This is a genomic window from Clostridium sp. C1 (assembly GCF_018223625.1).
Lineage (GTDB): Bacteria > Bacillota_I > Bacilli_A > Erysipelotrichales > Coprobacillaceae > Allocoprobacillus.
Genome location: NZ_CP073631.1, coordinates 765,065 through 779,260, shown reverse-complemented (window position 1 = coordinate 779,260; position 14,196 = coordinate 765,065). Strand labels below are relative to the sequence as shown.

Below are 14,196 nucleotides of genomic sequence, written 5' to 3'. Positions count from 1 at the left end.
CAAAGAGAATATGTTATGATATTCATACTTTTTGAAAAAATCTATACACAAATGCAAAACAAATGTATAATGATATTAAAGAGTCAATATGAAATGAAAGGGTGAAAGAATGAAAAATGATGTCATAAAATTGATACCTATGGGCGGACAAGCCGAAATGGGCAAAAGTATGTATTGTTTTGAAATTAATAATAAGATTTTTATCATCGATTCAGGTTTTCGTTTTCCTGATTCTGATAAACTAGGTGTTGATGTCATCATTCCTAGTTTTACATATTTAGAAGAAAGAGCTGGTCAGGTCGCTGCCATTATTATTACACATGGTCATGATGATGCTATGGCGGCATTACCTTATTTATTGCAGATCATTCATGCTCCAGTTTATGCAACACGTTTAACGGCACTTCTTATCAAACAAATGATTGAACGTTTTCAACGTCATAATCGTGTCAAAATTGATTTGGATTTACAACCTGTTCATCGTAATGCATCGATTGATATTCAAGGTGTTCCTGTTGAATTTTTTCCAGTGACACATTCTATTCCGGGAAGTGTTGGTGTTGCTTTATGGACAAGTCATGGCTATCTTGTCTATAGTGGTGAATTTATTATTGATTTTGGAGCTCCTAAGGAATTTCAATGTGATATTCAAAAAATGATGGAAATAGGGAAGAAAGGGGTTCTGGCTTTATTAGTAGAATCTTCTGGCGCAAAACATGATGGCTATACTTCACCAAATCACAAATTAACAAATAAAATTGATCGTATTTTTGAAGATAGTTATGAAAGAATTATTATTTCAAGTTATGCTCAAAATGTTTTTAGAACACAGGAAATCATTGAGCTGACAAAAAAATACAAACGCCAGATTGTCTTTTATGGTCGTGATAAATATGATAATACGAATACTTTATTGAGAATTGCTCAAAGATCTAAAAAACCTGTTTTGAATGTTGAAGATCATTTATTGGGAGATAAAGATAAGATTGGACAGCCTCAATATGATAGTAACTATGTTATTTTGTTAAGCGGAAGTCCTAGACGTATTTATCATGATATTTGTGATATTATTGATGGTGGCGATGATTTATTAAAATTAAGAAAAGGGGATACATTTATTGTCGCTTCTCCAGTTTTACCAGGAACTGAAAAGATTGCCAATAAAGCACATAATGGTTTATATAAAACAGATGCTCATGTGCATTTATTGAAAAATAAAGATTTATTTTCAATGCATGCTTCTAAAGAAGATATTAAAGTTATTATTCAGATTTTTAAACCAAAATACTATATTCCAATGAAAGGTGAATATCAGCATTTTATCTTTAATCAGCAAATAGCCAAAGATATGGATATTCCAGATGAACGTATTATCATTATGGATAATGGTGAACGTATCACATTTGAAGATGGACGTTTATTAGATACACGAGATGTCTTTGAAATAGATGATGTGATGATTGATGGTATTGGTATTGGAGATGTTGGAGAAAAGGTCATTGATGATCGTATTCAACTTGCTAATGATGGTGTTGTCGTTGTTGGTTTAACAATATCAAGAGAAACAAAGGATATTGTTGCTCAAACAGATTGTCAGACAAGAGGATTTGTTTATCTTAAAGATTCAGAATATGTGATTAAACATGTGATTGAAATATGTGAGAAAGTTGTAGGACAATTAAAAGATAATCCAGACATGGAAATTGCTGAAATTAGAAGTATGATGAAAGAACAATCAATGAAATATATTATGAAAGAAACTGGCAAGAAACCTGTTTTTATTGGTGTTGTTGTTGAAATATAAGCGAGAGAAATCTTGCTTTTTCTTTTCATTAATGGGAGATTTTGTTATAATGAAAAATTGAAAGAAGGTGAGCATGATGGCAAAATCAAAACGTTCTAAAAAATCTAAAAATCAGATTTTAGAGGAAAAACTACGTTTAAGAATTATTGTATTATTTGGTATATTTGCTATTGTTGTATCAGCTTTACGTTTAGGCTTTATTGGACAGGGAATGCATAATTGTTTTGCTTTTTTAACAGGTCATTTATATGGTGTTGTTTATCTGGCATTGCTTATCCTTTGCTTTTATATTTTATGGAAAGCACAGATTCCACGTTTCAATGGACCAGAAGCAATTGGTATTTATGCTGTATTTGCTAGTGTTTTGACGATGGCTTCTATTCCGGGACAATCCAAGGTCAGTGGACTAGGGATCATTTCTACATATATTCAAAGTCAGCAAATGAACAAAGGTGGCTTGATTGGAACATGTTTTTATGGTGTGTTGAGTGCCTTGTTTGAAAGTTTAGGTGCTTTGATTTTTTCTGTTATTATTTTGATAATTGGGTTGGCTTTGATTTTTAGTAAGCTTTATTTTCAGCATCAAAAAGATAAAAAGAAACAAAAAAAGAAGGAACCACAGGAACCTCCTGTACAGACTATTGTTTTAAAGAAAAAATCACACTTTTTTGACTTTATGTCTAAAGATGAAGAAATTCCTCTTTTCCCTGATTCTGCTTTTGAAGATCAACATGAAGAAAAAATAGATCCAGAAATAACGAGTGCTTTTGAGTTTGATCAAGATCAGATGAAAATAGATATTAAAGAGAAAAAAACTCTCCAAAAGAAAGAAAAAAAATTAGAAGAACCTGTTGAGGAAACACCTGTTCAAACAGATTTATCCCATTATCAGTTGCCACCTTTATCATTATTGTCAACAAAATCAACACACAATGCCAATAAAGAAAGAAGTGCAGCTCAAAAGAATGCGACAAGATTAACAACTGTACTTAAACAATTTGGTGTGAATGCTACAATTGAAAATGCCTTTATTGGTCCAACCATTACAAAATATGAACTCAAGCTGGAAATCGGCACAAGAGTCAATAAAATTTTACAGTTACAAGATGATATTAAATTAGCCCTTGCAACTGCGGATATCAGAATTGAAGCCCCTATACCGGGTAAACCTTATGTTGGTATTGAAGTGCCTAATCAAAGTGGGGCAGTTGTTGGATTTAAAGATGTTTTGAAAAATTTATTATCTCAATCCAAATTTCAACATAATCCTCTTGTTGTTGCATTAGGGAAAGATGTGTCAGGTCAACCAGTTTTTGCCCAATTAGATAAAATGCCCCACCTTTTAATCGCTGGAGCAACAGGTTCTGGAAAATCTGTTTGTGTCAATACGATTATATCATCATTATTAATGCGTGCCAGACCGGATGAAGTTAAACTGATTCTGGTTGATCCTAAAAAGGTTGAATTATCTGTATATAATGGTATTCCACATTTATTGGCACCGGTTGTGACTGATCCTAAAAAGGCAGCAGCTGTTTTACGTGAAGTTGTTGCTGAAATGGAAAGACGTTATGATTTATTCGCCAGTGTAAATGCCAGAAACATTCAAGGATATAACGAACTTGCTAAAAAATATAATCATGAACATGAAGACGATCAAAAAGAAATATTGCCATATCATGTGATTATTCTTGATGAGGTTGCTGATTTGATGATGGTGGCCAGTAAAGATGTTGAGGATTGTATCATGCGTATTTCACAAATGGCACGTGCGGCTGGTATTCATTTGATTGTCGCAACACAAAGACCTTCAACTGATATTATTACGGGTGTCATTAAGGCGAATATCCCTTCACGTATCGCTTTTGCTGTTTCTTCAAGCATTGATTCACGTACTATTCTTGATACATCTGGAGCTGAAAAACTATTAGGAAAAGGTGATATGCTTTTTTCACCAATGGGATCATCATCTCCGACAAGGGTACAGGGATGTTTTGTCACTGATGAAGAAGTTGCAGCTATTGTCCATTATGTATCTTCGCAACAGGAAGCTGTCTATGAAGATAAATATGTTAATGTCAAATCGTTGTCTTCATCACAAAGTCATGATAGTTTTGATGAAGAAGATGAAGAATATGAAATGTGTCGAGAATTTGTGATACAGGCTCAAAAAGCATCAACTTCTTTATTGCAAAGAAAATTTAGAATTGGTTATAATAAAGCGGCACGTATTATCGATCGTTTAGAAGAAGATGGTGTCATTGGACCACAACTTGGCAGTAAACCACGAGAAGTTTATATTCGACAATACCATGAAGAAGATCTATAAAACATTGATTTTATCAATATAATTTTATTTTATCATTAAGAGAAAATGACTGATTACAAAGATATTTGTCGTTTTCTCTTTTTATTTTGTGAAAATGATGTTAAAATAAGGGTAGAATGTTAAAGGAGGAAAAAGTATGAAGAAAATGTTTGCGTCTTTATTGGCATTATCTATGGTGCTGGTAGGATGTGGTAGTGGTGGAGGAGATTCAGAAGACAAAACTCCAGAAATCGCACTTGTTACTGATCAGGGAACAATCTCTGACAAATCATTTAATCAATCTGCATGGGAAGCGGTTGAGGAATATGGTGATAAAAATAAGGTGGGTACAAAATATTATAAACCATCAAGTTTTGATACAGCAGGTTATACTCAACAAATTGAAAATGCAATTGAAAATGGAGCAAAAATTGTTGTTTGTCCTGGTTACAAATTTAATCAGACAATTGCAAATATTCAAAATGAATATCCAGATGTAAGCTTTATCTTAATTGATGGAACACCTGCTGAAGCAGAAGAAACACCTGCTGAACCAGCTAAAAATGTTTACTGTGCAAAATATGAAGAAGCACAACCGGGATATTTAGCAGGATATGCTGCTGTTAAAGAAGGTTATACAAAATTAGGTTTCATGGGTGGTATTAGTTTACCTGCTGTTATTAACTATGGTTATGGTTATTTACAAGGTGCAAATGATGCTGCTAAAGAATTAGGAATTCAAGTAGAAGTGAAATATACATATACAGGTTCATTTAATGAATCTCCAGATATTCAGTCAAAAGCTGCTGGATGGTATAACACAGGAACTGAAATTATTTTCTCTTGTGGTGGACAAATCTGTAACTCAATCTTTGCTGCTGCTGAACAAACAAATAAAATGACTATTGGTGTTGATAGTGATCAAAAAGATGCAAGTCAGACTGTATTAACTTCAGCTATGAAAGGTGTTAAGAAAACTGTTGCTGATGAAATAGCTGCTGTTTATGCAGGAACTTTTGAAGGTGGATTACATATTTTAAATGCTGAAGGTGACTATGTAGGATTATCTGATGATTTTTCAAGATTTAAAAAATTCACACAAACTGATTATGAAAAAGTTTTTGAAACTGTAAAAAATGAAACAGTTAAAATCATTACAAATGATGATGTTGAAAAGGATGCTCAAGGAGATCCAAATACAAAAACTTTAAAAGATGTTTTAACAAATGTAACTGTATCTTATGAAAAATAGTGGAAAGGGGTAGGTTTGTGCCTACTCTTTTTTAAAAAATATTGTAAATATAAAAGAGGTGAGAGTTTTGGATTATGCAATAGAAATGTTAAATATTACAAAAGAATTTCCCGGTATTAAGGCCAATGATCATATTAATCTACAAGTCAAACAAGGTGAAATTCATGCATTATTAGGGGAAAATGGTGCTGGAAAATCAACCTTGATGAGTATTTTATTTGGTCTGTATCAACCCGATGAAGGGATAATTAAAATTAATGGTCAAGAAGTGAAAATTCATAATCCTAATGATGCAAATAAATATGCTATAGGAATGGTTCATCAGCATTTTAAACTTGTTCATAACTTTACTGTTTTAGAGAATATTATCTTAGGCGTAGAGGATGCTCAATTTGGTTTCCTGAAAACTGCTGATGCTCGTAAAAAAGTCATGGAACTATCACAGAAGTATCATCTCAATGTTGATCCTGATGCTTATATTGAAGATATTACAGTTGGTATGCAGCAACGTGTTGAAATTTTAAAAATGTTATTTAGAGATAATGATATTTTAATTTTTGATGAACCAACAGCTGTTTTAACACCACAGGAAATTGATGAGCTAATGCATATTATGAAGGGACTTATCAAAGAGGGAAAATCTATTATTTTTATTACTCATAAACTAAACGAAATTAAAGCTGTGGCAGATCGTTGTACAATTTTACGTAAGGGGAAATACATTGATACTGTAAATGTCAGTGAGGTTTCTAAGGAAGAACTATCTGAAAAAATGGTTGGAAGAAAAGTCAATTTTAATGTAGAAAAAGCCGAACCTCAATTAGGAGATGAAGTTTTAAGAGTAGAAAATCTGACTTATCACCCAAAGACAGCACATAAAGATTTACTTAAGAATATATCCTTCCATGTTCAACGAGGAGAGATTGTCTGTATTGCCGGTATTGATGGCAATGGTCAAAGTGAACTTGTTTATGCTTTAACAGGAATGGTTCCTATTCAAAAAGGGCATATTTTCTTGAAGGGTGAAGATATCACAAAGGCTTCTATTCGTAAACGTAGTGATATGGGAATGGCACATATTCCAGAAGATAGACATAAACATGGACTTGTGCTTGATTATTCTTTAGCTGAAAATATGATTTTAAGAAATTATGATAAACCAGAATTTCAAAAACATGGCTTTATTCGTTTTGATAAAATGAAGGCCTATGCTGATAAACTGATTCAAAAATTTGATGTGCGTTCTGGTGAAGGTGGAAAATCTATTGCTAGAGGCATGTCTGGAGGAAATCAGCAAAAGGCCATTATTGCTAGAGAAATTGATAGCCAGTCTGATTTATTGATTGCTGTTCAGCCAACAAGAGGTTTGGATGTAGGAGCAATTGAATTTATTCATTCACAATTAGTGAAACATCGTGATGATGGAAAAGCTGTTTTATTAGTGTCTTTGGAATTAGATGAAGTCATGAATATCAGTGATCGTATCTTGGTTATGTATGAAGGTGAAATTGTAGCTGATTTAAATCCAAAAGATATTGATGTGAAAGAATTAGGACTTTATATGGCTGGATCAAAGAGAGGTGAAGGATATGAAAAATAAAATTTCATTATTATTGAAAAAAGAAGGTTCAAAATCTTTTGCTTCATCTTTGATTGCTATTGCTTTAGGACTTCTTTTTGGATTTGTTATTATTTTAATTGCCAATCCACAAGATGCTCTTGAAGGATTGAAATTACTTTTAACAGGTGGCTTTTATCGTGGTGCAAAAAGTTTAGGACAAGTTTTCTATTTGGCTGTGCCCATTATGATGACTGGACTTTCTGTAGCCTTTGCTTTTAAATGTGGTGAATTTAATATTGGAACTCCGGGACAATATATTGTTGGTGCTTTTACTGCTGTTTTCATTGCATTAAAATGTACTTTTATTCCACAGTCTATTTTATGGCTTGTTTGTATTATTGCTGCAGGAATTGCTGGGGCTTTATGGGCTGTTATTCCTGGTGTCTTGAAAGCTTATCGTAATGTCAATGTCGTTATTTCATGTATTATGTGTAATTATATTGGTATGTTACTTGTTATTGAAGGTATTAAAGCAACAATTTATAATCCTGCTGGTGCTGAATCTTATTCTGTCCCTGCCGATAAAGCGATTCCTGCTTTTGGTCTTGATAAAATATTCCCTGATTCTAATATTAACTTTGGAATTATCATTGCCATTTTATTGTGTGTTGTTGCTTATATTATCATGAATAAGACAACTTTTGGTTATGAATTAAAAGCTTGTGGTTATAATCCAAATGCCGCTAAATATGCTGGTATGAATGAGAAAAAATGTATTATTATGTCAATGGCCATTGCTGGTTTTTTCTCTGGTGTTGGAGGAGCTATTGCTTATTTATCTGGGACAGGAAAAACTTTAGCTATTTCCGAAGCATTACCAGCTGAAGGTTTTAATGGGATTCCAGTTGCTTTATTAGGATTTAATAATCCAATAGGATGTATTTTTGCAGCTTTATTTATTGGATATATTAATGTTGGTGGAAACTACATGCAATCATTAAATATTGCTATTGAAGTCATTGATATTATTGTAGCTTCTATTATTTACTTCAGTTCGTTTACTTTATTTATTAAAATGATTTTTAGTAAGTTAAAAAATAAAAAAGAAAAAATAACAGAAGGAGGGCATGAATCATGAGTATTGTTTATTTCTTATTTGCCCAAACTTTATTGTTTGCTATTCCGTTATTAGTTGTTGCTTTGGGTGGTATGTTTTCAGAACGCAGTGGGGTTATTAATATTGCTCTGGAAGGAATTATGATTCTTGGTGGTTTCTTTGGTGTTTTCTTTATGAATTATATGCAGACACATCAAATCATGAGTGGTCAGGCATTATTGTTAGTCGCTTTACTTATTTCAGGTATTGTAGGAGCACTCTTTTCACTTCTTCATGCTTTTGCTTCTATTCATCTTAAAGCAGATCAGACAATTAGTGGGACAGCTTTAAACTTGTTTGCTCCTGCATTTGGTTTATTTATTGCAAAGACAATTCAAGATGGTGTTCAAAGTGTCATGTTTGAAAATCAATTTAGAATTGTAGAAGTTCCTATTTTATCACAAATTCCAATTCTTGGAGATTTATTCTTTAAAAATTGTTATTTAACAACTTTTATTGGTTTACTGATTTTAGTGATTTCTTATGTTTTCTTAATGAAAACAAAGACTGGTTTACGACTGAGATCATGTGGAGAAAATCCACAGGCTTCTGATGCGGCTGGTATTAGTGTATATAAAATGCGTTATTTAGGTGTTGTGATTTCTGGTTTTCTAGCTGGAGTTGGGGGATTAATTTATATCTTACCAATTAGTACCGAATTTAACTGTAATGTGGCTGGATATGGTTTCTTGGCATTAGCTGTGTTGATTTTTGGGAATTGGAAGCCTTGGCGTATTGCAGGTGCTGCTTTCTTCTTTGGAGCAACAAAAACGATTGCATATACATATACATCTATTCCTTTTTTAGCAACACTTTCACTACCAGCAACAGCTTATAAATTAATACCATATGTAGCGACGCTTATTTTATTAGCCTTTACTTCTAAACATTCTGCAGCACCTCGTGCTGAGGGAGAACCGTTTGATAAAGGAAAACGTTAAGATCAAGAGAATCTCTTGGTCTTTTTTATTTTAATTTGTAGAAATTTGAGTATAATATATGTGTATAAGAATTGGAGGTTATTTATGGAAAACGTCTATCAAATGGCGGGATATACTTTACATCTTATCCCAACAAAAAAATTTAAAACAATGACCATTTCATTAAGATTACAAAGTCCATTATTGAAAGAAACAACAACAATAAGAACACTATTGACATTTGTCTTAATGGCAGCCACTCAAGATTATCCATCGACACAGTCTTTAGCGACTTATTTAGATGAAAATTATGGGGCAAGTTTATCAACACATATTACAACGAAAGGGCAATCACATATTATCAATGTTGCGACAAGTTTTGTTAATGATGCTTATTTACCATCACCAGAACATCTTCTGGAAAAACAGTTACAATTAATCAGTGACCTATTTTATCACCCTTATCTTGACAATGATGGTTTTCATCCATCTATTGTGCAATTAAAGAAAAAAGAACTTCAAGAAAAACTACAGGCTAACAAGGATGATAAATTTTCTTATTCATTAGACAAATTATTTGAATACATGGGTAGAGGACAAGTGCTAGGTATTCCAAGTACAGGATATGAAGAAGAAATTCAAAACATTACATCTCAACAACTTTATCAATATCTTCAAAAATGTATTAAAGAAGATGAAAAACATGTCTATGTGGTAGGAGGTTTACCTGATGACATTGTCAATGTTTTTGAACGTATTTTAAAGTTTCCTTCTCATTGTCATGATTATCCTTCAGCTTATATTTTTGAAAGTCCCCGTCAAGATTTACTTGAAGTCATTGAAAAACAGGATATTACACAATCAAAATTAAATCTAGGTTATCAGATTCAATGTGATTTTACATCACCATTTCATTATGCCTTTACAGTATTTAATGCTATTTTTGGTGGTTTTTCACAATCACGCCTTTTTAAGGTTGTAAGGGAGAAACATAGTTTATGTTATTATGTGTCTTCAAGCTATGACGCATTTAATGGAATGATGATTGTTAATGCAGGTATTGAAGCCAATGATTATCGTAAAACATTACATCTTATTGGAGAGCAATTAGCCGATATCCAAGCTGGTCATGTTAATAATGATGAGCTGTATCTGGCTAAAATAATGCTTGTCAATGCCTTGAAAAAAACAAATGATGAAGCAGGAAGCATGATTGCTTTAGCTTATAATCGTGATATTACACATATTCGTGAAACAAGTGAAGAATATATTGAAAAATTAATGAATGTAACTTTAGAAGAAATTGTAGATGTTGCTAAAAAGGTGAAATTAGATACAATTTACTTCCTTACAGGAAAGGAGTTCCATGAAAGTCATTAAATATCCAACACTTAAAGAAACACTTTATTTTGAAGAAATGCCTAATGGCTTAAAAGTTTATCTCTTACCTAAAGTAGGTTTTTCCAAAACTTATGGTTTATTTTCAACACGCTTTGGCTCTGTAGATACGACTTTTGTTCCTTTGCATGAACAAGACATGATAAAGGTTCCAGATGGTATTGCCCATTTTCTGGAACATAAGATGTTCGAGATGGAAGATGGTGATGCCAGTGAAGCATTTGCTAAACTTGGGGCAAGTACGAATGCCTTCACATCATCATCACGTACAGCGTATTTATTTAGTACAACTAGTCATGAAAAAGAATGTATTGAATTATTACTTGATTTTGTACAAGACATTTATTTGACAGATGAGAATGTAGAAAAAGAAAAAGGAATTATTAACCAAGAAATTGGAATGTATGATGATGATCCAGATTGGCGTTGTTATTTTGGAAGTATTCAAAATTTATATCAGCATCATCCTGTTAAAATTGACATTGCAGGAACTGTGGAAACAGTTGCTTCTATTGATAAAGCAACATTAGAAAAATGTTATCATACGTTCTATCATCCTAGTCAAATGATGTTATTTGTGGTTGGTCATATTAACCCTGATGAAATCATGAAGCTGATTCAAGACAATCAACAACAAAAACATTTTTCTAAGGAAAATCCAATCCAAAGAGCTGTTGTGAACGAACCTTTAGATGTTGCTCAAAAAGAGGCTGTTTTACATATAGATGTAACAATGCCAAAAATCATTGTGTCCATGAAAATCAACACGATTTTAACAAAGCCTCAAGAACGTTTAAAAAGAGAACTGGCTATGAATTTATTCCTTGATATTTTCTTTGCAAAAAGTTCATCTTTATATGATGAATGGTTAAATGAAGAATTAATTAATGATAGTTTTAGTGCTCAATTTACCCAGGAAAGAGATTATTGTTTTTTACAAATTGGGGGAGATACACTTTACCCAGAACAATTAAAAGAGAAGATTCTTTATTTTATAGAACATATTCATGAATATGATATTCGTCAAGAAGATTTTTTACGTTTAAAGAAAAAAACAATGGGTATCATGATATCTTTATTTAATAGTCCTGAAAGTATTGCGAATATGTTTAGTCGTTATTATTTTGAAGGAATTATGATTTTTGATCTTATTGATTGTTTAAATGCTTTAACAATGGATGATTTAATGTCTTTAAGGGATTTATTTGATGAACATTATGCGACTTCATTTACTATTTTGCCACAAATTCAATAAAGAAATAAAAGACATTTCATAGAATGAAAGATTTCACTATTTACACAATCAAATTTTATGTTATAATGTGATTGACCTAAGAGATATATGTATTTCCTACACGATAGATAAGGGAATCTGACTGTTGTCTAATGGTGTTGAAAACCTGTCACGAATAGGGATCCTAAAATTGGACACAAGATACCCACCTGCATATACCAGGGATTAATCTAAAAAACTCTTAGGTTTTTCTTTTTGAGGAGGAAAGCATGGAAAAAATAACTGATGAAATGATTCATGAAATTAATGAACTTGCCAGAAAAAGCAAAACAGTTGGTCTTAGCGAAAAAGAGAAAAAAAGACAGCAGGAATTACGCCAGGAATATTTGCGTTTGTTTAGAAAAGGTTTTCAACAACAACTTCAAAATGTTAAAGTTGTCGATCCTCAAGGACATGATGTCACACCTTCTCTACGTCAAAAAACAAAGAAATGTTAGAATATGTCAAAACTTGTTTGATATTCATATGTTTTTGTGTATAATGTTAGTGTGTTATAAGGAGGAAAAATGAGATAATGAATCAATCTGAACTATCAATTGCAGCAATTAGGTCACTTGGGATAGATATGATTAATAAAGCAAATTCTGGGCATCCGGGAATGGTGCTGGGATCTGCTCCTGCTTTATATTCTTTATTTACAAAAGAATTAAAAGTCTTTCCATTACATTCTCAATGGCTTAATCGTGATCGTTTTGTTTTAGCAAGTGGACATGCATCTTCATTATTATATAGTTTATTACATCTATCTGGTTTCCAGTTAACAATGGATGATTTAAAACAGTTTAGACAATGGGGAAGCTGTACACCAGGACATCCAGAAGTGGAATTAACAGATGGTGTGGATGCTTCTAGTGGGCCTTTAGGACAAGGTATTCCTATGGCAGTAGGAATGGCAATGGCTGAAGCTTTTTTAGCATCTCGATACAATCGAAAAGATTATGATGTGATTGATCATCATACCTATGTTTTATGTGGTGATGGTGATATGCAAGAAGGTGTAACTTATGAAGCATCTTCTTTAGCAGGACATCTTTCTTTAGGTAAACTGATTGTTCTTTATGATGCTAATAATGTGACTTTAGATGGACCTTTGAATTACTCTTTTAGCGAGGATGTCAAAAAACGTTATGAAGCGATGAACTGGCAAGTCATTAAGGTAGAAGACGGTAATGATTATGAAGCCATCGCAAAAGCAATTAAAAAAGCTAAAAAAGAAATTTATAAACCATCTTTAATTATTGTGAATACGATTATTGGTTTTGGTTCTCAAAATCAAGGAACAAGTAAAGTTCATGGAGCACCTCTTGGTGAAGAAGATGGACAATTTGCAAAGAAGCAGTATGGTTATGAATATGACCCATTCTTCATACCAGATGAAGTTTATAAAGATTTTCAAAAGAATGTTTTCAATCGTGGAAAACGTGCTTACAATAAATGGAATAAAATGATGGATTCATATAAAGAAGCATATCCAGATTTGTATCATGAATTATTTCAAAATATCAATGATGAATATGCTTTTGATGAAGAAGCGTTTATGCAAGAATATCAGGATGGAATAAGTGAAGCAACACGTGTCACAAGTGAAAAGCTCATTAATGCTATTGCGGCACAGAACCCAACATTTTTATCTGGAACAGCTGATTTAGCTTCTTCAACAAAAACAATTATAAAAAATGCTGAACGTTTCAGCTGTGAAAATTATGGTGGACGTAATTTATTCTTTGGTATTCGTGAATTTGCAATGGTTGCTATTATGAATGGAATGGCATTGCATAAAGGAATAAAAGTAGCCGCTGGTGGATTTATGGTTTTCAGTGATTACTTTAAAGCTGCATTAAGGATGTCTTCCTTGATGAAATTACCAATTATTTTACCACTTTCACATGATTCAATTGCTGTAGGAGAAGATGGACCTACTCATCAACCTGTAGAGCAATTAGCAATGTTACGTTCAATTCCAAATATTCAAGTGATCAGATCAGCAGATGCTTATGAAATGTGTGCAGCATGGAAAAAAGCAATAGAAACAAATGATCGACCAACAGCACTCATTTTAACAAGACAAAATGTAACAAACTTTACTCATGCAACATATGATGATGTCTGTCATGGCGCTTACATTGTTTCTAAAGAAAAGGGACAATTAGATGGTATTTTGATTGCAACAGGAAGTGAACTGGAATTAGCAATGAAAGCTCAGGAAGCTTTATATCAACAAGGTCATGATGTTCGTGTGGTTTCTATGCCTTCAATGGAACTTTTTGATGCGCAGGATGAAGCCTATAAAGAAATGATTTTACCATCAAATATCAGAAAACGTGTAGTTATTGAAATGGCATGTGATTTTGGATGGCATAAATATGCTGGTTTAGATGGAAAAGTGATTTCTGTTAATCAGTTTGGAGCAAGTGCTCCAGCAGCTGTGGTCATTGAAAAATATGGATTTACTGTTGATCATCTTGTAGAAACTTATTTATCGCTTTAAGAACCTGATACAGGT

The 14,196-nt window shown here is 32.6% G+C and carries 10 protein-coding genes and 1 other RNA gene; all 11 read left to right on the top strand.

The window, feature by feature from the left end:
- Positions 1-109: 109 nt before the first annotated feature.
- The 11 genes from KEC48_RS04280 (at position 110) to tkt (ending at position 14,181) form a co-directional block, all read left to right on the top strand.
- On the top strand, positions 110-1,804 hold the full coding sequence (locus KEC48_RS04280; protein ID WP_283092211.1) for a ribonuclease J: 1,695 nt from the start codon (positions 110-112) through the stop codon (positions 1,802-1,804).
- Positions 1,805-1,880: 76 nt separating this feature from the next.
- Positions 1,881-4,133 (top strand): DNA translocase FtsK, encoded by a 2,253-nt coding sequence (locus KEC48_RS04275; protein WP_211964626.1) that lies wholly within the window; start codon positions 1,881-1,883, stop codon positions 4,131-4,133.
- A gap of 136 nt (positions 4,134-4,269) precedes the next feature.
- Positions 4,270-5,364 carry a BMP family ABC transporter substrate-binding protein gene (locus KEC48_RS04270; RefSeq protein ID WP_211964624.1) on the top strand — a complete coding sequence of 365 codons (1,095 nt, stop codon included), beginning with the start codon at positions 4,270-4,272 and terminating at the stop codon, positions 5,362-5,364.
- Positions 5,365-5,449: 85 nt separating this feature from the next.
- Positions 5,450-6,964 (top strand): ABC transporter ATP-binding protein, encoded by a 1,515-nt coding sequence (locus KEC48_RS04265; RefSeq protein WP_349291055.1) that lies wholly within the window; start codon positions 5,450-5,452, stop codon positions 6,962-6,964.
- Entirely contained in the window at positions 6,954-8,063 is a 1,110-nt protein-coding gene (locus tag KEC48_RS04260; protein ID WP_087359486.1) for an ABC transporter permease, read from the top strand. The genes KEC48_RS04265 and KEC48_RS04260 overlap by 11 nt, the downstream gene beginning before the upstream one ends.
- Complete coding sequence (locus KEC48_RS04255) at positions 8,060-9,022, top strand: ABC transporter permease (RefSeq protein ID WP_087359487.1); 963 nt, start codon at positions 8,060-8,062, stop codon at positions 9,020-9,022. Before KEC48_RS04260 ends, KEC48_RS04255 begins: the two co-directional genes overlap by 4 nt.
- An 84-nt stretch (positions 9,023-9,106) precedes the next feature.
- Positions 9,107-10,381, top strand: a complete 1,275-nt coding sequence (locus KEC48_RS04250) for a pitrilysin family protein (RefSeq protein ID WP_211964622.1) — start codon at positions 9,107-9,109, stop codon at positions 10,379-10,381.
- Positions 10,368-11,654: a pitrilysin family protein gene (locus KEC48_RS04245; RefSeq protein WP_211964620.1), complete on the top strand. Its 1,287-nt coding sequence runs from the start codon at positions 10,368-10,370 to the stop codon at positions 11,652-11,654. The genes KEC48_RS04250 and KEC48_RS04245 overlap by 14 nt, the downstream gene beginning before the upstream one ends.
- A gap of 70 nt (positions 11,655-11,724) precedes the next feature.
- Positions 11,725-11,885, top strand: a non-coding RNA gene (gene ssrS / locus KEC48_RS04240) — 6S RNA.
- Between the two features lie 17 nt (positions 11,886-11,902).
- Positions 11,903-12,130 (top strand): DUF896 domain-containing protein, encoded by a 228-nt coding sequence (locus tag KEC48_RS04235; RefSeq protein ID WP_087359493.1) that lies wholly within the window; start codon positions 11,903-11,905, stop codon positions 12,128-12,130.
- A 77-nt stretch (positions 12,131-12,207) separates the two neighbouring features.
- Positions 12,208-14,181 carry a transketolase gene (tkt, locus tag KEC48_RS04230; RefSeq protein WP_211964618.1) on the top strand — a complete coding sequence of 658 codons (1,974 nt, stop codon included), beginning with the start codon at positions 12,208-12,210 and terminating at the stop codon, positions 14,179-14,181.
- The last annotated feature ends 15 nt before the right edge of the window (positions 14,182-14,196 follow it).